Source organism: Aeromonas sp. 9A (assembly GCF_963900955.1).
GTDB lineage: Bacteria > Pseudomonadota > Gammaproteobacteria > Enterobacterales > Aeromonadaceae > Aeromonas > Aeromonas salmonicida.
The window spans coordinates 2,027,717-2,052,754 of record NZ_CAWRFG010000001.1 but is presented as its reverse complement, the minus strand read 5'-3'; the positions used below and the strand labels follow the sequence as shown (position 1 = coordinate 2,052,754).

The following is a 25,038-nucleotide window of genomic DNA, read 5'->3' as shown; positions in this document are numbered from 1 at the left end:
GGCGTTTCACGGCAGCGGTGAGTCGGTTAGTCCATCACCGCCATCTGCCAGGTTTTAAAACCACCAGAGAGGTTTTTCACCTTGAAGCCGTGCTGGCTGAGCAGGCGGCAAGCCACGTGGCCACGCAAGCCCACCTGGCAGCTGATGAACAGCTCTTTATCCCTGGGCAATTCATTGAGGCGAGCGCGCAGCTCATCAAGGGGAATGTGCAGGGCACCCGGGATGCGACCCAGCTTGTCGAGTTCGGGGCCATTGCGCACATCCAGCACCTGTTGATGGGGGTGGCGGGCCTGCACCTCGGCAGCGTGACAGAGGATGGTATCCCCCTTCAAGTGGTTGCTCGCCACAAAGCCCGCCATGTTGATCACATCCTTGGCCGACCCGAACGGCGGCGCATAGGTGAGCTCCAGATCCTGCAAGTCAAACACCGTCAGCCCGGCGCGCTGGGCCACCGCCAGTACGTCGATGCGCTTGTCGACCCCATCCTTGCCGATGGCCTGGGCACCGTAGATCTTGCCATCGGGGGCGAACAGCAGCTTGAGGCTGACCGGATGGGCGCCCGGGTAGTAACTGGCGTGGCTGCCCGGATGCACATAAGCCTTCTCGAACGGCAGGCCCAGTTGTACCAGGCGCTTCTCGTTGAGACCCGTGCTGGCCACCGCCAGATCGAACAGCTTGCAGATGGCTGTGCCCTGGGTCTTCTTGTAGGTTTCGGCCCGCCCCAGCATGTTGTCGGCGGCGATGCGCCCTTGCCGGTTGGCAGGCCCCGCCAGGGGGATCAGCACGGATTCGCTGGTCACAAAATCTGTCTCTTCCACCGCATCCCCCACCGCATGGATGAAGGGATCCGAGGTGCGCATGCCGGCATCTACCTTGATGCCGCCGCGCGGGCCCAACTCCAGCCCCGCTTTTGCGGCGAGCAGGGTTTCTGGCTTGACGCCGATGGCCAGGATCAACAGACCGGTTTCAAGATGTGAGCCATCACTCAGGGTCAGACGCAAGCCACTGCGCGTGGCGCTCGCCACGGCGGCGGTTTTCTCCGCCAGCACATCCAGACTTTCGATGGCGGCAAGACCGGTGCGCAGCCGCAGATCTATGCCCTCTTCCCGGATGCGGGCGTGGAGCATATTGGCCATCTCTTTATCGACCGGCGCCATCACCTGATCGGAGAGCTCCAGCAAGGTGACCTCCAGCTTGCGCTGATGCAGTGCCTCCATCATCTCCAACCCGATAAAGCCGCCACCGACCACAGTGACATGGCGCGGATGATCATGCTGCAGAGCAGCAAGGATGCGATCCATGTCAGGGATATTGCGCAGGGTATAAACATGCGGGCTGTCGATGCCGGGGAACGGAGGACGGATTGGCGCGGCCCCCGGGCTCAGCAGCAGTTGATCGTAAGGCTCTCGCCGCTCTTCACCGGTTTGCAGATGACGCACCAGCAGTGTCTTGCCAGCCTTGTCTATCTCGATCACATCGTGAAAGACTCGCACATCCACATTGAAACGGCGCTTGAAGCTCTGGGGCGTCTGCAACAGCAGGGCATCCCGATCCTGTATGTCACCCCCTATGTGGTAAGGCAGACCGCAGTTGGCGAAGCTGACAAACTCGCCACGCTCGAATACCACTATCTCGGCCTCTTCGCTCAGACGGCGAGCTCTGGCCGCCGCAGAGGCGCCGCCAGCCACACCGCCTACAATCAGGATCCGTTTCATCAGCAAGACTCCGGTGAACAACAAATTGCCATTAAATTAGCGATTTCTAATTTAGATTTCAATGAAATTTTGTTTGCACCGATTTTGCAGTATTCTTGCCACCCGACAGTTGTTCAACAGGATGTTATCAGTTCATGTCGTCTACCGCGCTCAGTCACCTTCCCCCTGCCAGCCAGACACCGCTGTTCTTTCGTCTGGATGTGCGCAGCCAGCGGCTGGTCGCCCTGACCGATGTGATGCAAACCCCGCTTCATTGGCTGGATGAACCGAGAAGTGCCTGGCCGGCCCAACTGCCGGATGCCCTGCGACTGCCCATAGAGCAAGCCCTTGCCAAGGGTCAGGGGGGCAAGCTGATGCTGCGCTTCGCCGGACAGCAGTGGCATATCGCTCTCTCCCATGAACAGGATGCCTTCTGGCTCATCTGCCTGCAGACCCAGCGCCAGGAGCCCATCGCCGATCTCGCCTTGCAGCTGCCACGCCTGAGCCAGATGGCCAGCCAGCAACAGTTCGTCGCCATGCTGGAAGCCCTCAAGGAGAGCCTGGGGGCCGATCGCCTGATCCTCTGGCACTATCAAGCCAATGGCTCCCTCGGCAGCGAACAGCTGACCCCAGTCTTTGCCCTCGGCGCCGAGGGGCTTTCGGCCATTCGCGGTGACAGTCGCTACATTCGCGCCTTGCGCACCCGCAAATCCTTGAGTTTTTCCGAGGCGGCCCACCAGCCCATGTTGAGCCAGCACTACTATCTGGCCAATGCGGGGGTGAGCTCGCGCCTCGATGGCGCCCTGCTGGAGCAGGAAAAACTCATCGGCGTGCTGAGCCTTGAGTACCTCAGCGCCACCGTGCTGAGCGAAGAGATGTTGCAACTGGTGCGCCACAGCGCCCAATTGCTCGGCCACTGGCAGCCAGAGCCTGAACCCCTCATCAATCCTGTGCTGGCCTTGCCCGGCGAGCTGACTCTGTTGACCGGCATCGCTTATTGCCGTGCGTTGGTAAACTGGGCCGTCACCATCAGTGGTGCCCGCATCGGCTGGGTCGGCGAATACCAGCCGCGAGGCCAGGAGCTCTGGATCATTCCGCGCTGCGTGCTGGAAGGAGAAACCTTCTCCATCCTCAAACCCATACAACTGGATCCCGGCCCCGCCCAGGAGTTGTTCCAGCACGGTCAGGCCCTCTATGTGGAAGACCTGCCCCTGCGTTATCCCTTGGCCACCCAACTGCTGGCCCTCAATGCCAAGGCCTATGTCGGTGTGCCGTTGCACGGTCCGAGCGGCGCCCCCATGGGACAGCTCACCTTGCTGCTCGACACGCCGCTAGCCGACCCCATGCCCTTGCTCGATGCCCTCAGCAGTCAGCACGAACGGGCCGCCATTGAATTGCAGCGGCTCGCCGCCGACGATGCCCTGCGCCTGGCAGAAGTGGCCTTCAACACCCACGACGGCCTGCTGGTCATGGATCACCAGGGGATCATTCTCAAGGTCAATCACTCCTTTGGCCGCATCACGGGGTTTGGCAACGATGAGATGATCGGCCAGCATATTGTCAGGCTTCGACCGACCTATTATGGCGATCACCTGAAAGAGGATGTCAGACGGGCCATCGATGAGCAGGAGTTCTGGATGGGCGAGGAGCGCTGCCTGCACAAGGATGGGCATCTGTTCCCGGTGCGTCTCATGGTGAGCGGGGTCAAGGATGAGCTCGGCGAATTCAGTCACTACGTCTGCAGCTTCTACGACATCACCAAGGAAAAAGACGCCGCCCGCCACATAGAGCAGCTCGCCTATTACGACGATCTGTGCGGCCTCTACAACAGGCGCAGCCTCAACAACATAATGCAATGCACCCTGCAGGCACCGAACGGTCAATGGGGCGCCTTGCTGCTGGTGGATCTGGACAACTTCAAGTCGATCAACGACTCCCTCGGCCATGCCTGTGGCGATCAGCTGCTGCAAGCCGTGGTCGAGCGGCTCAAGGGACTGCCCCAGGACAACCTGGTGCTGGCCCGCATCTCGGGGGATGAATTCGCCCTGCTGTTCACCGCCCTGGGTCAGGGTTATGTCACTGCCAAGATCCTGGCCGAGCACTTCGCCCGCGAGCTGATGGGGCTGTTTCGCACCCCGTTCGACATCGAGGATCACAAACTCCATTGCAGTGCATCTGTGGGGATCAGCCTGTTTTCCAGCGAAGACCAGGATCATCTGGTGCTGATGCAGCAGGCCGACACCGCCACCCACATGGCCAAGCGGGCCGGTCAGGGCAACTATGTCTTCTTCAGCGAGGCCATGGCCGAGAAAGAGAAGAGCAAGCTCACCATCAACAACCAGCTGCGCGATGCCCTGCGCCACCATGAGTTGCAACTGCACTATCAGCCGCAATACAGGGTCGACAATGGCAGCTTGTCCGGCATAGAGGCACTGCTGCGCTGGCAGCGCAGCGACGGCACCATGGTGCCACCGGCCGAGTTCATTCCCATCGCCGAAGAGACCAGCCTCATCCAGGACATCGGCTACTGGGTGATGAAGACCGCCTGCGCCCAGTACAGCTTCTGGCTCAATCGCGGCTTTGCCATTCCCCATCTGTCGGTCAACGTCAGCGCCCGCCAGTTCCACACCGCAGGCTTCGTGCAGCAAGTGGAGTACATACTGCGCGACACAGGCGTGCCCCCTTCCCGCCTGCTGCTGGAAGTGACCGAATCCGTGGTGCTGGAAAACCGGCTGGAGAGCATAGCCCGCATGCGGCAACTCAAGGATCTCGGCATACTGCTCTCCATCGATGATTTCGGCACCGGCTACTCGTCGCTGGCCTATCTGCGGGATCTGCCGGCGGACGAAGTGAAGCTCGACCGAAGCTTCATTCAAACCCTGGTTCACAGCGAACAGGACAAGGCCATCGTCAAGGCCATCCTGGATCTGGCCAAGGTTTTCCGCTTTACCGTCACCGCCGAAGGGGTGGAAGATGAGGAGCAGCTCGCCATCCTCAAAACCTTGGGATGCCAGCATTATCAAGGCTTCCTGACCAGTCGACCGCTGACGGTAAAAGCCCTGGAGAGCCTGCTCGGCGCGGCCCAGTCGGGCTAAACAGGTAGGATTTATAGGGATTTATGTAATAAAATCACGGCCTGCTCGAATCGTTGGAGTCGTCTATGTCTGTCAGTAATCAGATCCCTGCCGTTGAAACCAGTGCATCCGGTGTCATTGGCCGGATCCATTCCGTTGAAACCTGCGGCACCGTTGATGGCCCCGGAATACGGTTTATCGTATTCATGCAAGGCTGTCTGATGCGCTGCAAGTACTGCCACAATCGGGATACCTGGGATACCCAGGGTGGCCGCGAAGTGACAGTGCCGGAGTTGATGAGCGACATCACCAGCTATCGCCACTTCATGAATGCCTCGGGTGGCGGAGTTACCGCCTCCGGTGGCGAAGCCATGTTGCAACAAAATTTTATCGCCGAACTGTTTGCCGCCTGCAAGGAGAAGGGTGTTCACACCTGCCTCGATACCAACGGCTTTGTGCGTCACTACGACGAACAGCTCGACAAGGTGCTCGACAACACGGATCTGGTGCTGCTCGACATCAAGCAGATCAATGACGAAAAACACATTCCCCTGACCCACGTCAGCAACAAGTACACCCTGGAGTTCGCCCGTTATCTCGCCGCCAAAGGCAAGACAATGTGGATACGCTACGTGGTGGTGCCGACCTGGTCGGACGATGACGAGAGCGCAGAGGGACTGGGCCAGTTCATTGCCGAACTGGGGGATAGTGTCGAGAAGGTGGAACTGCTGCCCTATCACGAGCTGGGCAAGCACAAGTGGGACGTTCTGGGTGAAAACTATGATCTGACCGGGATCAAGCCCCCCAGCAAGGAGACCATGGACAGAGTTCAGGGCATACTCGCCAAGTACCACAACAACGTCAAATACTGATGCCTTATCAGGGCTGGCAAGGAATACGCCAGCCCTGCTGATATTGAGACACTGCATCACTGCCCGCCCAGCGCGCCATCACATGACAAGGAGATGCCATGAATGAAGGACAAGCGGCCGCCCTCCTGCTCTGGGTATTGCTGCTGATATTCAGCCTGCGTGGCACCCTGCTGCGTACCCTGCTTGATCAACCCCTCTATCAGCACCTCTGCCTTGGCGGCGCCATCGTGCTGGTCCCGCTCTGGACCTTGCGCGCCGGCCTGCATGAAGGGCTGGAAGTCCATTTTCTCGGCCTCACCAGCCTGACCCTGCTGCTGGGGTGGCGTCTGGCCCTGCTTGCTCCCTGCCTGACACTGCTTGTTCTGGGTTACTTCGGGGTTGCCTCCCTCGCCGATTTCGGCTGGCAGGCACTGATTGGCATCGCCCTACCGGTCGCTACCAGCTGGCTGCTTTTCCTGGCGAGCTGGGCCTGGATGCCCCGCCATCTGTTCGTCTATCTGTTCGTGGTCGCCTTTTTTGGCGGCGCGCTGAGCATCTCAGTCAAGATGATCGCCAGCGCCCTGCTGATGGGGATGAGCGGCGCCTATCCGTGGCACACCATCAGCGCCGACTACCTCTCCATCTGGCCGCTGCTGCTCTTCCCCGAAGCCCTGCTCAACGGCATGACCATGACCTTGCTCGCCGTCTACCGCCCCCACTGGGTCAACACCTTCTTTGATCGGGAATACCTGGGGCGCTAAGCGCGTGCACCATGCTCGCTGCCCGCCACACAGCACTCCCCCACAGACAGCAAAGGCCCCTGACGAGCAGGGGCCTTGCAACAAGAAGATCAGAGCTTAGAAGCGGTATTCGATATGCAGGGAGTGGGTATCCAGGCCGGGGTTTTGGTCATACATATTGGCGTTGGACATGTGCTCATACTGATAGCCAATCAGCCAGTTCTTGGTGATCGCGTACCCCAGACCAATGCCGGAAGCAAACTGGAAGGGGCCACCGTAATCCTTGAAGCCATTGCCACGATGGCCGAACTCATGCTCCGCCAGCCAGAGCACCTCAGCCGGGATCCATACCACCCAGTTCCCCCACAGACATTCGGCGCGCGCCCCTGTGCCCAATCTGGCAGTGCGCTCATCCCCCACCTTCAGCATGCCGCCACGCACGCCCAAGCCAAACTGGCAGCCGGAATCCCCCCAGCGCCAGAACATGTGATGATATTTGACGTCTGCCGTGAAGATGCTGAGTTTCTCGTTTTCGGATGGTGTGCCCAGTTGCAAGGCAACAATGTTGTCATTGGCGATGGCTCCGGTGCTGGCTATCAACGAAGCCAGCAGTCCCGAGAGCAAGAGTGTGTTAGCGCGCATGTCCCCTCCTAACGTCCTTGTTATCCAGCATGCCCTCTCAAACTCAAATGGGCACATCTCAGGAATAGTCAGTGGGGAGCAGAGTTGTCAACAAAACAGGTAAAACTAAAAAACAAGATTTTTACAGGGAATTGGTCTAGCTGGCGAAGGTGTTTCAGTTGAATCACAGGATAAATACCCGCGATAGTCTATTAATTGAGCTCACAAAAATAGCCAGATAACGTATTTACTCTATTGGTCAGTTTGATCGGTCAAATAACAACCACATACAAAACGCCTCTATGTAGGAGCATTCTAAATTAGTCGTTTTTTAACCATAGATACTCATCCGGCAAGTATTAAACTTAAATGAAAAATTAAATAACTCTTATAAAACAATAACTTGAAAATTAATCGTAATTCCTCAGATTGATTATTGAGTGTTGACTCAATCGCACCTGATAAGTAAGATGCGCCTCAAATAAAATAAAGCATGATGCTCGTCACAGATTGACGCGCAAAGGGCACGGGGTAATCAACCTGCACAGCAGGATCATTTTCTGAACAACATTGTTGTGCAGCGCCCTCCTATTATCCTCATGTTTTTAAAAACCACGAATTGATTGTTTTTAGAACGGGACTATGTCATTTCCGTGCGGTAGCCATGGTGAAATACCACCTTTTCCAACCAAAAACAACACCAAAAAGAAACAAAAAACCAACAATCAATTCCGTTGCCATTCCGGCTGCTGCAGCAGGCTGTTACGTTTGCATCGAACGCACATGATAGGCTTGCATCTCACTTGATGTCTGTCAGACAACGCCATTCCATTTTGCAAGAAAAGACCAACCATTGAACAAGCCAATTCTATCCAGCCAGCATCGCTCACCCATGACAGTGCTGAAGGATGTCACCTTCGGCCTGCTGATGCGTGAGCTCAAGACACGTTTCGGCAACTATCGCATGGGCTACACATGGGCCGTACTTGATCCGTTAGTTGCCATAGCAGTGTTCTGTTTTATCTTCGGGATGCGCCAACGTAACGGGTTTGGCGGGGTTGAAGCCCCGGTTTTTATCGCGGCGGGTTATCTGCCGTTTATGATGTTCCAAAACATGGCCAGCCAGTTGCAGTCTGCCGTCAGCGCCAACAAGGGGCTGTTCTGTTATCGGCAGGTGACTCCCTTTGCCACCCTATTTTCCCGCTTCTTGCTGGAAACCCTGATCGGTGTGCTGGTGGCCTTTGTGCTGATCCTGGGGCTGATGTGGTTTGGTTTTGATGCCATGCCTGCAGACCCGCTCGCCGTGTTGACGGGGTATGGCCTGCTGATGGTCTTCTCCTTTGCGCTGGGTACCTTGTTCTGCATCGCCACCTCCCTCTCCGAAGAGGCGAGAAAGCTGATCCCCATTCTGATGCGCCCCATGATGTGGATTTCGGCGGTATTCTTTCCGCTGGCGGCCGTGCCCCAGAGCTATCAGCACCTGCTGCTGTGGAACCCCGTCGTGCACGCCCTGGAGCTTATCCGCTCGGGCTGGATTGCCGGTTTTCAGACCCAGGGCGGTAGTTGGTCTTATCTGGTGAGCACGACCCTGATACTGCTCACTTTCGCCATGAGTGCCTATCGCCTCAGCCATCGACGACTAATCGCAAGCTAACAAGATGATCACTCTGGATAACGTTTCGAAATACTACCCCACCAAGTTTGGCCGCCATTATGTGCTGAAAGATGTCAGCTTTACCCTGCCCGGGGATCGCAACATCGGCATTCTGGGTGCTAACGGCGCCGGAAAATCCACCCTGCTGCGCCTGCTTGGCGGCATGGATATGCCCAATAAAGGCAAGGTGATCCGCCACAGTCGGGTCTCCTGGCCCCTGGCCCTGAGCGGCGGCTTTCAGGGCAGCATGACGGGGCGTGAAAATACCCGCTTCGTCTGTCGCATTCACGGGGTGCATGATACCGAGGCGGTGGAGGAGTGGGTTAAGGAATTTTCTGAAATTGGCCAGCACTATGAGCTGCCCATCAAGGGTTACTCGAGCGGGATGAAATCCAAATTCTCCTTCGCCGTCAGCATGGCCTTTGATTTTGATATCTACCTGACCGACGAGATCACCTCGGTGGGGGATGCCAGATTCAGACAAAAATGCATTGATGTCTTCACCCAGAAGCGGGAAACCGCCAGCCTGATCATGGTCTCCCACGATATGAAGACACTGCGCCAGCAGTGTGACATGGGCATAGTGCTGCAAAACGGGCAGCTGACCCTGCACGACGACATCGAAGACGCCATCGCCATCTACCAGACGCTCTGATCTTCCATTTCAAGTATCTCCACGGACTTTTATGACCAAAGCCAAATTGACCGCCCTGCTTGAACGCAAGCTGCGTAAATTCAAGCGTGACCCCAAGCTGTTTCTTATCGATTCAAAGGGCTATCGAGTCGCCCATCACTCCTGGAAAAAAGCCATCAAGCTTGGCAGCTTTCTCTGGGTGGTGATCTGCTTCAGCCTGGCAGTGCTCTATTACGGCACCCTTGCCAGCGATCGCTATGTCAGCCAGGCGAGTCTCATCGTCAAGCAGGCAGATCAGCTCAAGATGCTGCCAGATGCGCTCTCCATGCTGGGGCTGGGTGGCAGCAATCATCAGGATGTGCTGGTGATCCAGGACTATCTCAAGTCCTGGGATATGCTCAACACCCTGGATAAGGCACTGCAACTGAAAAAACACTATCAGAGCGACCACGCCGATATGTTCTCCCGCCTGCCTGAAGATGCCACCCGCGAACAGTTTCTGGCGTTTTATCGGGATCACCTCACCGTCAGTCTGGATGAACTCTCGGGTGTGCTGACCGTCAGCCTGCAAGCCTTCGACCCTGACTATGCCAAACAAGCGGTCCAGCTGATGCTCAAAGAGAGCGAGGGCTTTATCAACCGCTTGAGCCGCCAGGTGGCGATGGAGCAGCTCAAATTTGTAGAGAGCGAAGTTGCCCGCTCCCACGAGCGGCTGCTGGGTGAACAAGCCAAGATGCTGGCCTTCCAGAACCAGCACCAGCTGATGAGCCCCGAGGCCACCAGTACCGCCATGATGGGAGTGGTGTCTGAACTGGAAGCCGAGCTGGTACGCCAGGATGCCGAGCTTAAACGGCTGCAAATCTATATGAATGCCAATGCCCCTGACGTGGTGGCGGTGAGAGACAGGGTCGATGCCCTCACCCGTCAGCTGGCGCAAGAGAAAAATCGCCTGACCGGCAGCGAGAAGCAGTCCCTCAACGAGGTCAATGCCGACTATCAGGCAGTACAAGTTCAAGCCCAGCTGGCCGCCGACGTCTACAAGACAGGGCTGGTGAGCATGGAGCAGGCGCGCGTCGAAGCGTACCGCAAATTGAAACACCTGCTGGTGGTGAGCCAGCCCAGTCAGGCCGAAGAGGCCGAATATCCCCGCCGTCTCTACAACCTGGCCACCATCGGTGTTCTGCTTTGCCTTTTCTACGGTCTGGTCGTGATGGGTCTTGCCACCCTGCGCGAACATCAGGACTGACAGGAGTATGTCGTTGAATACCTTCTTTACTAGATCACTCAATATCAAGCCGAGTCTGCTGGCCCTGAGTCTGGGCCTCTTGCTGCAACCCGCTTATGCTCTGGAAATCTCCCAGGAAGGAGCCCCGGTGCGCAAGGTCATCACGGATACCCAGACCCGGGATCCTGTGTTTGGCAACTGGCTGTTTCGCGGTGAGTTTGCCCGGGAATCCTTCAACGGTTTCAACCCGGATTACCGCATCGCCATCGGCGATCGGTTGCAGGTGCAGCTGTGGGGGGGGGTCGAATTCGATCAGCCCCTGACGGTCGATCACCAGGGCAATATCTTCCTGCCCAAGGTTGGGCCCATCAAGGTGGCAGGGGTTCGTAACGAACAACTGAATGACACCCTGCTTGGCGCCGTCACCACCGTCTATCAGAAGAATGTCAGCGTCTATGCCACCCTGGACGTGAGCCAGCCGGTCAAGATCTTCGTGACCGGCTTTGTCAAGCAACCGGGCCTGTTTGCCGGCCAGTCAGGGGATTCCATCCTCTATTTTCTGGACAAAGCGGGCGGTATTGCCGCCGAGCGCGGCAGTTATCTTGACGTCGCCCTCAAGCGCAATGGCAAGACACTGCGCCACTACAACCTCTACCAGTTTCTGGTCAATGGTACCCTGCTGCCCACCCAGCTGCGCGATGGCGACATCATAGTGGTGGCACCGCTGCGCTATCAGACCACGGTCAGGGGCAAAGTTGCGAACGCCAACAAGTTCGAACTGAGCAAACCCCATGTCACCCTGGCCGAGCTGATGCAGATGGCCAGGCCCGATCCCGATGCGACCCATATTCGGGTGAGCCGCAATCAGGGGGAAGATATCCACATGGATTACTACCCCATCAATGACGCCCAACTGGCCAAAAACATGATCAGCTCGGGTGACACTGTGGAAGTGATCGCCGACAAGCGGTATGCCTCCATAGCGGTGCGGGTTGAAGGGGAACACGACAGTGCCCAGGAGTATGTGCTCAAGTACGGCGCCCGCCTCGGCGATATCCTCAATGGCCTGAAACTGACCCAGGATGCGGACTTGAGCGCCATCCAGCTCTATCGTGACTCGGTCAAGGTGCGCCAGAAGGAGATGCTGAACTCCTCCCTCAAGGCGCTGGAAGCCAGTATCCTGACCGCCCGCTCCTCTTCCGAGGGGGAAGCCAAACTGCGCAACAGCGAAGCACAGTTGCTGATGCAATGGGTCGAGCGCGCCAAGGATATTCAGCCCAACGGTCAGGTGGTGCTCGCCAATGGCACCAACATGGAAGATGTGCGGCTCGAACCGGGCGATATCATCCGTATTCCGCGCCAGACCAACCTCATCATGGTGCACGGGGATGTCATGTTCCCGAACGCCATCCTGATGGACAGCAAGCGCACTGTGGCCGACTACATCGATCTGGCCGGCGGCTTTACCCAGAAAGCCAGCAACTCCCGTATTCTGCTGCTGCATCGTGACGGCACCTTCAGCCAGATTGAGAAGGGCGATCTGGACAATAAAGAGATCGCCATCAAGCCGGGTGACGAAATTTTCGTGCTGCCTCAGGTTGATACCAAGTCGCTGCAGATCACCAAGGATATTACCGAGGTGCTCTATCAAATCGCCATTTCGGCAAGAGCCCTGGTGCTCTTGTAATAACAAGAATAGAGTGGCAGCGGCTGCCACTCTATTTCACTTGTGAGTCAATCCCTTTGCATAATAATAAACGACCACGTATTGCTTTAGTGGCAGACCAGTTCACGACTTTCAGCTTGGCCCCGGATGCCGACCTTATTCAGATCACCCCGCTCGACTGGCAATGGAAACTCAGATTTTTCAAACCTGATTTTTTGTTTGTGGAGTCAACCTGGCGTGGCTACAAGAATAGTTGGCAAGGCAAGATTGCCAGTTATGCGCACAGTTCACCCAATAAACCAGAACTGCGAAAATTACTGGAATTTTGCCGAAAACGGAAAATTACAACCATTTTCTGGAATAAAGAGGACCCGTTTCATTTCGAGCGCTTTGCCGATGCGGCGGCGCTGTTCGATGTGGTCTATACCACGGATGCCGGTTCCCTTGAACGGTACCATGCCCTTCCCCATCAGGCCTTTGTGCATGTTGGTGTCCTGATGTTTGCCGCACAGCCAAGCTGGTATCAACCGGCAGTGAGCGGTGAACGGGGACCAGGGATCGCCTTTCTGGGGGGCTATTATGGCAATGAGCTGGCCGAGCGCAGCAGGGCACAAGAAGATGTGCTGTATGCATTGCGGGACAGAGGCTTGATTATTTTCGATCGCTTCTGGCAGAAAAATAACGGTTGCAGTTATCCGGATAAACTTCAGCCATACTGCAAACCCGCCATCTCGCCAATATCTGTCGCCAAGGCGTATCGGCAATATCAGCTTTATTTGAATTTCAATACGATAAGTCAATCGCCGACCATGTTATCCCGTCGGGTGTTCGAGTTGGCGGCAGCAGGTTGCCCCATTATCAGCACCCCTTCGATAGCGATGGAGAGCATTTTTGGCAAGAGTATCGTCGCGGTACAGGATGGTACGGCGGCACGCGAGTGGTGTGTGCAATTACAAAAAGATATTCGTCAGAGAAACGAATTGGGCGAGCAAGCCAGGGAAATAGTGCTAGCCCAACACACCTGGCAACACCGACTGACACAGCTCAATAGTGAACTCAGTCTTTATTAAGTAGTTTCGGGACAATACGAAAAACCAATTAACTCACACGGGAGTGATTATTATGCCGATAAAAGCGCAGCGGGTATTGATTGTGTTTGGTACCAGACCGGAAGCAATCAAGATGGCTCCGATCGTCAAGGCCTTCCAGGCCAATCGCAAGATTGACGTCAGAGTCTGTGTCACGGGGCAACACAGGGAGATGCTGGATCAGGTGCTCAACCTGTTCGAGATCGAGCCGGAGTATGACCTCAACATCATGAAACCGGGTCAGGATCTGACCGATGTCACCACCGCCATTTTGCAAGGCCTGAGACCCGTGTTTGCGGAGTTCAAGCCGGATCGCATTCTGGTGCACGGTGATACTGCCACCTCTTTTGCGGCAACGCTGGCGGCCTATTACCACCGCATCGCGGTCGGTCACGTCGAGGCCGGCCTTCGCACCGGCAATATCTACTCTCCCTGGCCGGAAGAAGGTATGCGTCGTCTGACAGGGGGCATTGCCGATCAACACTACACCCCGACCATCAGCTCGCTGAAAAACCTCATCATGGAAAACATCGCCCCCGAGACCATCTTCGTGACGGGTAACTCAGTGATCGATGCCCTGATCGAGGTTTCCCACCGCATTGATAACAACGTCGGCATGAAAGCCGAGCTGGCCAGCCGTTTCCCCTTCCTAGACAAGAGCAAGAAGCTGATCCTGGTGACGGGTCACCGCCGTGAGAACCACGGTGATGGCTTTGAGCGCATCTGCAAGGCGCTGGCTGCGCTGGCCCAACGGGATGACGTACAGATCGTCTATCCGGTACACCTCAACCCCAATGTGCAAGAGCCGGTCAACCGCAACCTCAAGGGGCTCGACAACGTGCACCTGATCGAGCCGCAGGATTATCTGCCTTTCGTCTATCTGATGAAGCAGAGCTACCTGATCCTGACCGACTCTGGCGGCATTCAGGAAGAGGCGCCGACCCTGGGCAAACCTGTGCTGTGCATGCGCGACACCACTGAGCGCCCTGCCGCCGTCAAGGCCGGCACTGTGCGCCTGGTCGGTACCTGCGACGAGACCATAGTGGCAGAGACGGTGCGCCTGCTGGATGACGAGCTGGCCTACCAGGTGATGAGCCATGCCAACAACCCCTATGGGGATGGCAAAACCAGTCAGCGCATCGTTGAAGCCGTCACTGGCATGAGCGGCGCCCTGGGCCAGCAGATTGACAGCAGCCTGCAGGTTGCCTGATTTACAGATTACATACCTGTCTTTTGGGGGCATGCATGATGCCCCCTGTTTTACTATCGAGAGCACAAAATAATGAAATTTGAAACCATCTCCGTTGTTGGTCTGGGTTATATCGGTTTGCCAACTGCAGCAGTCATCGCCAGCAACGGTATTCGTGTCGTGGGTGTGGATGTCAACCAGCATGCGGTAGACACCATCAACCAGGGCAAGATCCACATTGTTGAGCCGGGTCTGGAAGACCTGGTCAAGCAAGCCGTGCAAGATGGCCACCTGAGTGCCCACACCAGCCCGCAGAAGGCTGATGCCTTCCTGATCGCCGTACCGACCCCGTTCAAGGGCGAAGATCATGAGCCGGACCTGAGATATATCGAGAGCGCCTCCCGCGCACTGGCCCCCATGCTGGAAAAGGGCAACCTGGTGGTGCTGGAATCCACTTCTCCGGTCGGCGCGACCGAGCAGATGGCCAAGTGGTTGGCCGAAGAACGCAGCGATCTGACCTTCCCGCATACCGTTGCTGAAGGCCAGACCCCTGATATCTTTGTGGCGCACTGCCCGGAGCGCGTACTGCCCGGTCAGGTGATCCGCGAGCTGGTTGAGAACGATCGCATTATCGGTGGCATGGACGCAGCCAGTACCGCCGCTGCTACCCAGGTCTACAAGATGTTTGTCAAAAAGGGCGAGTGCATCGCGACCGAAGCGCGCACTGCCGAAATGAGCAAGCTGACCGAAAACGCCTTCCGTGACGTCAATATCGCCTTTGCCAACGAGCTGTCCCTTATCTGTGACAAGCAGGGTATCAATGTGTGGGAGCTTATCTCCCTGGCCAACCGTCACCCCCGTGTCAATATTCTGCAGCCAGGCTGCGGCGTGGGTGGTCACTGCATCGCCGTCGATCCCTGGTTTATCGTCAACCAGAACCCGGACACGGCCCGCATGATCCACCAGGCGCGTCTGGTCAATGACTACAAGCCTCACTATGTGGTGGAGCAGGTAGAAAGTGCGGTCACCGGTATCATCAATCCGAAGATCGCCTGCCTGGGGTTGGCATTCAAGCCGGACATCGATGACCTGCGCGAAAGCCCGGCCCTGGATATCACCAAGACCCTGGCCAACAACCCGGCCTATCAGATCCTGGCGGTGGAACCCAATATTGAAGCGCTGCCGGCTACGCTGGAAAATCGTAATAACGTCAGATTGACTTCTCTGTCAGATGCTATGCAGCAAGCGGATATAGTTATAATTTTGGTCAAACATAACTCTTTTACATCTCTTTCCAAGAGCGATTTTAAAGGGAAAGCTATTTACGACTTTGTAAACGCCACTTATTAAAATTTAATGTTTGCTGGAGGCATTATATGCTTCCAGCAAAACTATTTTATGGTATGTCACTATAAGAAAGCATTTAGCCTAGAAATACGGGACCAAGTATGCGGAAGAGAAAAAGCCGAAACAACCAACCAAAAAACAGCATATGCACAACAGTAAATAACCATAATATACTAAATGATGGGCATGTACTTGGCCTTTTCGAAAATAATGAAGGAATTACATCGTTTAGCTTTACTGTTGACTCATCACTCGGCCATGAAAAAGATGGCATGTGTATGTGTTTTGACTTCTTAGAATCGAAACCTTCACTTGATACATTAAAAGCTAATAATATCAGCAATTCATCTGTGTTAGGTAATTATAAGTATCTTCATATAAAGAAGGGAATGAATACATATAGTGACATCTTAAAATTCCCTTCCGACATACAAAGAGTTAAGGTTACCATAAAGAAATGGAAGCATAATAGTGAGTCAAATGACTATATTTCACCGACAAATTTAAAAGCAATATCTTCTACTGTTAACCACAATCACAATATGGCCAGAGCCTGTTATGTAAATACAACGTGGTTAAAAGAGTACGTAAATCCAGGCAAAAAATTATCAATACATATTCCATGCTGCATCGATGGCGATAGTAATCAATCGGCCCTAGTATGCTTCGATTTTGGTGATCATATACTAGATGATAAGTATAAGAACGGCAATGGCTTTGGCCTTTCACCAGTTGCAGGATATTATTTATATATCAACAACATTGAAGGTTTTGATATTTTTCATTGTAATGTAACTTTACCTACAACGATTAAGACCTTTAAAGTCGGCATCCGTTCTTGGAATCCAAATTCTAGAGTGTATTTTAAAAATACTATCTTTGAATCCCTTCAAGATATGGCATCGCTATCCGGCGTAGTCGGCTCCGAAAAAACAATCCCTGCGCTAATCAATAAAGTTAATAAGTTAGAACAAGAGCTTTCAAAATCAAATAAAGCAAACTTTAATGCCAGAAATTCCATTAGCTACCGCCTTGGTTCAACACTTATTAATAGTAAGAAATCTTTAACGAATATAATTAAATTACCTGTAGAATTATATAAACTGAGAGCTGAAGTAAAGCGTCGAAAAGAACGCGCTCTATCACCTACTTTGACCCACACTAGGATAAAAAGATCCGCCTTCGACAGCACACAAGACATCAAGGTATTGAGCCTCCTTGACCCTATCTCTCATGCATGTTGGTCTGCAGTATTCAATGTTACACCTCTTTCCTATGAAGGTTATGTGGAACAAATAGAAAACGGTGACTTTGATTTCTTTTTCATGGAGAGCTGCTGGAATGCGAATCAAGGCACTTGGTTATACGCTCAGACATCACCAAACTTCTCCCATATAAATGCCCAAAGATTTTTAGATGTACTTTCTATTTTAAAAAGAAAGTCTATTCCGATAGTCTTCTGGAATAAAGAGGACCCAATGCACTATGATACATTTCTTAATATTGCAAAGGAAAGTGACTTTATTTTCACAACTGACACAAATAAAGTAAACAGCTACAAAAAAGACACCTACAATGAAAATGTATATGGATTAGCTTTTGCAGCAGAAACTAGTGCTTGTAATCCTGTAGGCAGAAATACTATGTGCTTGGGGGATATATGCTTCGCAGGAACATATTATGCTCATGATCATGGTGACAGAAGGGATCAGATGGATATTGTTCTATCCACTCTTGAAGGTCGAAATGGTATTATTTACGACAGAGCATCAAACTCTGACAGTGATAGATATAAATTCCCTGAAGTATATAATGACTATATAAAACCTAGCATTCCATTTAATGAAATGATGGATACATATAAGAAATTCAAAGTGTTCTTAAATGTTAATACCATTACAAACTCCCCGAGCATGATGTCTAGGCGTGTTTATGAAATACTAGCGTCAGGAACACCTATTATTTCTACAACATCAAAAGCTATCTTTGAACAATTGCCTGGTCTTGTATTAACAGTAAAGACTAAAGACGAAGCTAATCTTGCTGCAGAAAAACTGCTAAATGACGAGATGTTCTGGTATAAGAAAAGTCATTTAGGATATCGTTATATCCATGCACATTGTACCTATCTAGATAGAGCAGAGTCTATTTCTCATCAACTTGGATTTGATGTTAAAAGGCCAAAGCAGTCATTTAATATTATTATATCAGCATGTGACACAGAAAATATTCAACGCATCTTGACTTCAGTTGAAAGACAAAACCTCTACAATCAGTATACCTTGAACAAAATCATTATCATCAGTGATAACTCACACTTTTCATCGAGCAGCGATACTACAATCGTAAATAGTTTGAATGAGGCATTATCACTTATACATGGAGATAATTTGTCCGCCACTGTATTTATGAGTGATAAATATCATTATTTTGATAATTACGTTTTCGATTTATTATTACCATTTAAATTTACAGATGCCGACGTAATAACCAAAGGAAGTTATTTCTGCGAGAACAATGGGCAACTGTTAATTAACAATAAAGAATACGTACACTCATATGTGGACAGCTATGAGTTATGGAATTCAGCACTATCTCCATCAGCCAAACATAAAAAACAAAGTGATCATAAAATATATTCCAATGATCCCTTTAGTATATTGGAGTACCCACAAGAAACATCAGTTAGTGCATTCCTTTATAAAACAAACAGTACTGTGGGGATATAATGAAAATTGTTTTGTTTGACACAATTCTAGAAAGACATCTGTGTGAAAGCTTACAAAGAGCATTTACTGAATTAGGTCATGATGTCGTATATACTGATCTTATCTTACATGGCCACTCAATGATCTCAGATCCTAAGCATATTGAGATAATGGAGAAGGCTATAGAAAAGTATATTGATAGCTCGGTTGATCTGGTCATCTCGTTCAGACCTATGAATCTCAATAAAGCATTGTTAGCAAAAATCAAACAACATGCTACTGTTGCGATCTGGCTATCAGATGACCCCGTACTTTACAAAACATGTTATGGTGCAGTTGTTGATGAATATGACATTATCTTGCACTGCGGTAGTGAACGTGTCTTAAAATTTTATAAGAAGAATGGTCATAAAGCAGGTGTTAACTTTCCTTTCTGGACTGATAACATAGCACTTCCGAATGTCTATGCACCTGAATACTCCACCACAGATGGTATTTTCTTAGGTAATATGCATGGTGCTGTACGACATAAGCGCTACAAAGAAATAGCAGGGCTAGACTGTAATATTAAGATATTCGGATTACTAGATAGCGATTTCAATGGCATGCATGGTGGAAATATACGTGATGGTTATATCAATATAGGTAAAATTAGTGATCAGCTAAGGTTAGCTAAATTCGGTATAAGTATTCCTCAGTACTTTGAAAGCTACATTGGCCTCGATGAGTACTACTTCAATGGTTTGGAATCACTCGGCTACTTCCAATTTCCTAGTCGAGTTATCCAATATGCAGCATCCGGATTGCCAATTGTTGCACTTGGCGAAGATGATATGAAAGAGGTCTTTCCTGAAATTGAAATTAAGAAATCAATTGATGAGCTAAAACCTTATATTAAGAATATAACTAACGATTACAGCTTTGCTCTAGAGCAATCAAGTTTGATAACAAAGCGATTTTTAAAAGACTACTCTGCTACATCTCGAGCTCTATTTTTATTAGATATAATGTCTAATTCCGATAGAATTCTTAGTGAAGATTGTCATACAAGATCTATTGCATTCACATCATACTGATAATAAGTTACCATGTGCCTGCTATTCGCAGGCACATGTAATTATGAGATAGAAATGAACTTAGATATAATTGAAACATGTAAATATCATTTTTCATCAGGAAAAGACTACCCAATTCATTTAGATAAAAATTATATTTTAAATGTAGATGTAGACGGAGTGTCTTTTAGCCTGTATATGAGCATAAAGAGTAATTCCGACAAGCTTATTATATGTAGTCCAGGCGCAATTGATGCAACAAAAGTAACGCCGCCTTACTATCATAGATGGAGTTGGGCAAACAAATTTCCTGAATCCACCATTGTTATAAGTGATCCGACCTTAGAGACAGGGAGATTCAATATAGGATGGTTTTTAGGGAATAAAAATCAATATTCATTGGTTAAATTTGTAAACATAATAAGTCATATAGCATCACAGCTTAATGTTGATAGAGCAAATACCATTTTTTATGGTTCATCTGCTGGTGGCTTTAGTTCATTAGTTATGTCTGCGTATCTTAAGGGGTCCAAAGCAATAGTTCAAAACCCACAAATAGATATAAAAAAGTACCATGGCTCACATTATAGTGAGCTGATAAAGAACAACTTTGATAACAATGATGTTCCTATCGAAAGAACAAATGTGATTTCAATTTTTGAAAAACAGAATTACATCCCGAGCATATACTATATCCAAAACATATATGACTCTCATCATTTTGATACACACTTTAAGATCTTCTTAGATGGCGTTACAACCATAAAGAAAAAAATCACTATAAACTCCGACATTATCTTTGATTTATATTCCAAGAAGGCACAGGGTCACGATGCGGATACATTTGACGTGGCGACTCATCGTCTTAAATGTGCTTTCAAGCATTTCTATAATTCAGATTTTTCTATTTTAGATAAAAGCAATACTTTTTGATGGTTAAGCTTTCAGTCTTAGTTTATGAGGATAAATAGTGAAGCTTTCTGTGATAATACCCTTTCAAGACTCTTTTCACCGAGAAGGTGGGGTATCTGCTAGAGAGAGACTGACTCATTGTATTTCCTCTATAAAGAACTCAAATTACATTAGCGTAAACATTGCAACTAATGTTGAAGCAATCAACTTTTGTAAAAACACAAAGATAACTACAATACAATCTAACAATACTGTCTACTCCCCTGGTTTAATACGGAATTTAGCTGTTAAAAACACGACAGAACAATATATGTTCTTCATGGACACCGATTTAATTCTATCACCTCATCTTGCTGAAAAAATCCACTCTAGAACTCATGATTTATTTTCCATTCATTATTCTGCTTTTGAAATGTACCCCTGCCTCTATCTGACCAAGGAAGAGACAGAGCGGTTTGACGGGGATTTTCAAGGCTGCCTGGAATCCTTTCTGCGCGGTGAGAATCACAGGGTGGAAGGGATTGCCCTGGCCAGCAGTTGCTTGCTGCTCAATCGCGAGTGGTTTTTGCAACTGGGGGGCTTTGACGAACAGTTTGTCGGCCACGGTGGCGAGGATCTGGAACTGATTGACCGGCTGACTCGCCATTATCCCATAGGGCCAAGGCCCGATGATTATGGCTTGAATATCAAGGCACAGCACCCGGGGGATTATCAGGGGTTTCGCCGTTATTTCAGTTACTATGCCCTGCCCCATCTGTTTGCCGGCCGGTTTCTGGTGCATCAGTGGCACCCCCGCCCTCTGACGCACCCCTATCACAAGCGCAGGGCAGGCAACGATCAGTTGCTGGAACAGATGCTGTCACGCTCAGAGTCAGAGCGAGGCCCCTTGAAAGGGCCGATTGTGCCCTGCAATGACCTCAATGGAGAGCTGCCGGACTTTCGGGAGTGGATGATCCGTTTGCAGGAAGAAGCGGGTTATCCCATCCGTGACTATCCGGGGCTGTTGCGCTGGCAGGATGGCATTCGGCTCAAGCGCCCCCTATGGCGAAAACTGCGCAAGCTTTACCTCAATCCACGTGCTTTTTTCAGAGACATGTTCAAACCCGCATCTCTCTAAGCTTCCTTTTTAATCTGAGCAACTTGCATGACTCTATGGACACAATCTGGCGGCATACTGGCCCGCGACGCGCAGATCAGCGCCTGCCTGGGCCAGCCATTGGCGCGTCTCACCCCTGATGCCACTCCCCAGCCCGGTGATGCCCTGGTGGGCTGGGGCCAGAAGGCCAATACCCGTCAGATTAAACAAACAGCCCAGGCCCTGGGTTTGCCCTATTGGCAGATGGAAGATGGCTTTATCGGTTATATCGGCCACCCTGCCCGCGGTGGCAAGGCGGTGTCGCTTATCGCCGACCCCGTCGGCATCTATTACGATGCACGCCAACCCAGCCAGCTTGAACAGCTTGTCGCAACGCCCTGTGACGCCGCCATGCTTGAGCGGGCGCAACGGCTGATGGGTGAGCTGGTTCGCCTCGGCGTCACCAAGTACAACTGCTACGCCTCACGCCCGGCTCACCCGGCGGGTGATGCCTCTGCCGGTCTTTCTGCGCGAGGTGAGCATGGCGGTTTGCCAGCGGCGCTGGCACAGCGCCTGTTGCAAGACGCCAGACCCAGAGTGCTGCTGGTGGATCAGGTGGCTGGCGATCTCTCCATTCCAGGGGCGCTGGCCAGTGAAGCAGATTTTGTGGCCATGGTGGAGGCGGCACGTCGCAATCACCCCGATGCCCGCCTCTTGCTGCGCACTCACCCAGACACCCGCTTTGGCAAGAAGAGCGGCGTGCTGGCCAGGCTGCAACTGGACGATGTGGAAATCGTTGCCGATCACTGCCATCCCCATGCCCTGCTCAACCGGGTGGAGGCTGTCTACACAGTCTCTTCCCAGCTCGGATTTGAGGCCTTGCTGCTCGGCAAGCCGGTGTATTGCTTCGGCATGCCGTTTTACGCCGGTTGGGGGCTGACCTTTGACAGCAAGCAGTGTGAGCGGCGCAAGGTTCAGGTATCACTGCCCCAGCTGGCGGCGGCCGCCCTTATCCTCTATCCGCGCTATCTGGATCCCGTGCTGGGCCAGCGCTGTGAGGTAGAAGAGGTATTGACCATAGTGGCCCGTCAGCAGAGAACAGCACCGCGCTGGCGCCGACTCTATCTGGTTGGTTTCTCCTTGTGGAAGCGCGCCTTTATGCAGGCGTTCTGTCACCACCTGGCCGATGAGCTGCGCTTTGTGCGCACACCGCCCAAGCGGCTGACCGGCGATGAGCAGGTGCTGGTATGGGGCAGCCGCCACCCGGATCTGACCTCGGCCATCCGGGTGGAAGATGGCTTTATCCGATCCAGGGGGCTTGGCTCCAACCTCTGTCGCCCCTCCTCCTTGTCCATCGATCCGGTCGGGATCTATTTCGACAGCCGCATGCCAAGCGGGCTCGAACAGTTGCTCAACTACCAGCAGCTGACCGAGGCCGACGTCAATCGGGGCAGCGCACTGATCGATCTGCTGCGCCAGCACAGGGTCAGCAAATACAACGTAAGCGCACCGCAGCACTATACCCCCCCTGCGGATGGCCGCACTTTGGTGCTGGTAGTCGGCCAGGTGGATGGGGATGCCTCCATCTTGACCGGCAGCCCGACCATTCGCAGCAATGAACAACTGCTGTGGGCCGTACGTGCCGCCAAACCGGAGGCGCACATTCTGTTCAAGCCGCACCCGGATGTGGTGGCAGGCAACAGGGCGGGCGCCATCTCGGCTGCCTGTCTGGCGGAGTGTGTGGACAGCCAGGTGCTGGACATTGGGCTGACCAGTCTCTATCCCCACGTGGATGAGCTGCATACCATGACCTCGCTCAGCGGGTTCGAGGCGCTGGTACAGGGTGTCAAGGTCACGACCTGGGGTCAGCCCTTCTACAGTGGCTGGGGGCTGACGACAGATGCACATCCCCCTGCCAGGCGCCAGCGCAGCCTGCCATTGGCGGCACTGGTCTACCTGACGCTGGTCGCCTATCCGCTCTATATCGATTGGCAGACCGGGCTCTGGATAAGCCCGGAGCAGCTGATCCGCCAGCTGGCAGAGCAGGGGCAGTCATCGACCCGCAAGTCGAGCCTCTGGCAGCGCTGGCAGATCAAGTTGAGTTATCTGACACAGACGCTGCTGCAACGTCCCTCCCTCCCCCAGCTCATGAGATAAGCCGTACATGAAGATTTTGTTGTTGCAAGGACCGCTTGGCCCCTTCTTTCAAACCCTCAGCCAGACCCTGAGCGAAGCGGGCCATGAGGTTTACAAGATCCATTTCAATGGCGGGGATGAGTGCTGGCCTTGCGTCGGTCACAACGAGCGTTTCACCGGCAAGCCGGACACCTGGAATACCTTCTTTCGCCGCTTCATCAAGCGTCATCGCATCGACAGCCTGATCTGCTATGGGGATTGCCGCTATTACCATCTGCAGGCCATTCGCATCTGCAAGCTGAAGAAGATCGCCGTCTGGGCCATGGAAGAGGGTTATCTGCGCCCGGACTACGTGACGCTGGAGCAAGGGGGGGTGAATGCCTTCAGCCCGCTTTATGCCAAACGTGACCAGCTGGCCGAGATGCAGTGGCCCGCCCCTTATGATGCGCCATTACAGGTGGGCAAGACCTTTGGTCGCCGCGCCTGGTATGCCAGCCGCTATCACATCAGCAAGAATCTGTTTCACTGGCGCTACCCCCATTTTGTCAACCACAGACCCTGGAGCCTCTATCAGGAGGCCAAAGGCTGGGTGGCGGGCGGTCTGGTCAAGTGGTGGTACAGAGGGGCGGATCGTCGCCTGCTCAAGGCGCTGCCCCAACACAAGGGCCATATCTTCTTCGTGCCCCTGCAGGTCACCGAAGATTTTCAGATAAGGGAGCACTCTGACCTGAGCGGGGTGGAAGAGATGGTCGCCCAGGTGATGAACTCCTTTGCCCGACATGCTCGCAGTGAGGATGTCTTGCTGTTCAAACATCACCCCATGGACAGGGGTTACGTCAGCTACCAATCCCAGATCAACCGCCTGGTGACGCTGCTCGGGCTGGAAGGGCGGGTGTTCTACGGTTATGACTTGCCGCTGCCGGCCCTCTATCCCCTGCTCAAGGGGGTCATTACCATCAACAGCACTGTCGGTCTCTCCGCACTGCTGCACGATGTGCCGACCTTCTGCATGGGACGCGCCCTGTACGATCTGCCGGGTCTCACCACCCGTGGCACCCTTGAGAAGTTCTGGCACAAGCAGAGCCCGGTGTGCAGCGACACCTTCGAGCGGATGCGACAATCACTGCTGCATCTGACCCAGCTCAATGCCAGCTTCTATCGCCATCTTGAACTCAGCGCCATGGCAGTGATGCAGAAGATCCATCGACACAGTGAACAGGTGGCGCCCACCAAACAGGGGGTCGCTTCCCGACTATCTTCCTGTCTCATCGGGGCCATAGGTGCACTGGGTACCTTTGGCTTGCTGTCAGAGGAGATGCTGACACCGATGGCGCTGCTCTAGACCCCCACTCACCCACAAAAAAGCCCG

Annotated in this window: 18 protein-coding genes; 16 read left to right on the top strand and 2 right to left on the bottom strand. The window is 52.7% G+C overall.

Annotation, left to right across the window (positions count from 1 at the left end; all coding sequences use genetic code 11):
• Positions 1-26: 26 nt before the first annotated feature.
• Complete coding sequence (locus AACX78_RS09705) at positions 27-1,715, bottom strand: FAD-dependent oxidoreductase (RefSeq protein WP_159166067.1); 1,689 nt, start codon at positions 1,713-1,715, stop codon at positions 27-29.
• 134 nt (positions 1,716-1,849) lie between these two features.
• Between AACX78_RS09705 and AACX78_RS09700 the strand changes: the two genes are divergently transcribed.
• The 3 genes from AACX78_RS09700 to AACX78_RS09690 all read left to right on the top strand — a co-directional run bounded on the left by AACX78_RS09700 (position 1,850) and on the right by AACX78_RS09690 (position 6,380).
• Entirely contained in the window at positions 1,850-4,789 is a 2,940-nt protein-coding gene (locus AACX78_RS09700; RefSeq protein WP_201302823.1) for a sensor domain-containing phosphodiesterase, read from the top strand.
• A 65-nt stretch (positions 4,790-4,854) separates the two neighbouring features.
• On the top strand, positions 4,855-5,640 hold the full coding sequence (gene pflA, locus AACX78_RS09695; protein WP_059168524.1) for a pyruvate formate lyase 1-activating protein: 786 nt from the start codon (positions 4,855-4,857) through the stop codon (positions 5,638-5,640).
• A 98-nt stretch (positions 5,641-5,738) separates the two neighbouring features.
• Positions 5,739-6,380 carry an energy-coupling factor ABC transporter permease gene (locus tag AACX78_RS09690; protein ID WP_159166065.1) on the top strand — a complete coding sequence of 214 codons (642 nt, stop codon included), beginning with the start codon at positions 5,739-5,741 and terminating at the stop codon, positions 6,378-6,380.
• Between the two features lie 96 nt (positions 6,381-6,476).
• On the opposite strand, the gene AACX78_RS09685 is transcribed toward AACX78_RS09690, so the two are convergent.
• A complete protein-coding gene (locus tag AACX78_RS09685; RefSeq protein WP_159166064.1) occupies positions 6,477-7,001 on the bottom strand; it encodes an acyloxyacyl hydrolase in 525 nt (174 codons plus the stop codon).
• An 832-nt stretch (positions 7,002-7,833) separates the two neighbouring features.
• Here AACX78_RS09685 and AACX78_RS09680 point away from each other — a divergent pair.
• The 13 genes from AACX78_RS09680 (at position 7,834) to AACX78_RS09620 (ending at position 25,011) form a co-directional block, all read left to right on the top strand.
• Positions 7,834-8,634 (top strand): ABC transporter permease, encoded by an 801-nt coding sequence (locus AACX78_RS09680; RefSeq protein WP_159166063.1) that lies wholly within the window; start codon positions 7,834-7,836, stop codon positions 8,632-8,634.
• A gap of 4 nt (positions 8,635-8,638) precedes the next feature.
• On the top strand, positions 8,639-9,289 hold the full coding sequence (locus AACX78_RS09675; RefSeq protein ID WP_159166062.1) for an ABC transporter ATP-binding protein: 651 nt from the start codon (positions 8,639-8,641) through the stop codon (positions 9,287-9,289).
• 31 nt (positions 9,290-9,320) lie between these two features.
• Complete coding sequence (locus AACX78_RS09670; RefSeq protein WP_159166061.1) at positions 9,321-10,514, top strand: sugar transporter; 1,194 nt, start codon at positions 9,321-9,323, stop codon at positions 10,512-10,514.
• 7 nt (positions 10,515-10,521) lie between these two features.
• Entirely contained in the window at positions 10,522-12,180 is a 1,659-nt protein-coding gene (locus tag AACX78_RS09665; protein WP_087755953.1) for a polysaccharide biosynthesis/export family protein, read from the top strand.
• A gap of 89 nt (positions 12,181-12,269) precedes the next feature.
• Entirely contained in the window at positions 12,270-13,229 is a 960-nt protein-coding gene (locus tag AACX78_RS09660) for a CgeB family protein (protein ID WP_310012280.1), read from the top strand.
• A 52-nt stretch (positions 13,230-13,281) separates the two neighbouring features.
• Complete coding sequence (wecB, locus tag AACX78_RS09655) at positions 13,282-14,457, top strand: non-hydrolyzing UDP-N-acetylglucosamine 2-epimerase (protein WP_096118476.1); 1,176 nt, start codon at positions 13,282-13,284, stop codon at positions 14,455-14,457.
• 72 nt (positions 14,458-14,529) lie between these two features.
• Entirely contained in the window at positions 14,530-15,786 is a 1,257-nt protein-coding gene (gene wecC, locus AACX78_RS09650; protein ID WP_159166060.1) for a UDP-N-acetyl-D-mannosamine dehydrogenase, read from the top strand.
• A 98-nt stretch (positions 15,787-15,884) separates the two neighbouring features.
• Positions 15,885-18,512, top strand: coding sequence for a CgeB family protein (locus AACX78_RS09645; protein ID WP_159166059.1), 2,628 nt, complete (start codon positions 15,885-15,887; stop codon positions 18,510-18,512).
• The gene (locus AACX78_RS09640; RefSeq protein ID WP_159166058.1) at positions 18,512-19,567 is read left to right on the top strand and encodes a hypothetical protein; all 1,056 of its coding nucleotides are present in this window, start codon (positions 18,512-18,514) and stop codon (positions 19,565-19,567) included. Before AACX78_RS09645 ends, AACX78_RS09640 begins: the two co-directional genes overlap by 1 nt.
• Positions 19,568-19,621: 54 nt before the next feature.
• Positions 19,622-20,479: a hypothetical protein gene (locus AACX78_RS09635; RefSeq protein ID WP_159166057.1), complete on the top strand. Its 858-nt coding sequence runs from the start codon at positions 19,622-19,624 to the stop codon at positions 20,477-20,479.
• Positions 20,480-20,516: 37 nt separating this feature from the next.
• Positions 20,517-21,575, top strand: coding sequence for a galactosyltransferase-related protein (locus tag AACX78_RS09630; protein WP_321167812.1), 1,059 nt, complete (start codon positions 20,517-20,519; stop codon positions 21,573-21,575).
• Between the two features lie 27 nt (positions 21,576-21,602).
• Complete coding sequence (locus AACX78_RS09625) at positions 21,603-23,690, top strand: capsular polysaccharide biosynthesis protein (RefSeq protein ID WP_159166056.1); 2,088 nt, start codon at positions 21,603-21,605, stop codon at positions 23,688-23,690.
• 7 nt (positions 23,691-23,697) lie between these two features.
• Complete coding sequence (locus AACX78_RS09620) at positions 23,698-25,011, top strand: capsule biosynthesis protein (protein ID WP_159166055.1); 1,314 nt, start codon at positions 23,698-23,700, stop codon at positions 25,009-25,011.
• The last annotated feature ends 27 nt before the right edge of the window (positions 25,012-25,038 follow it).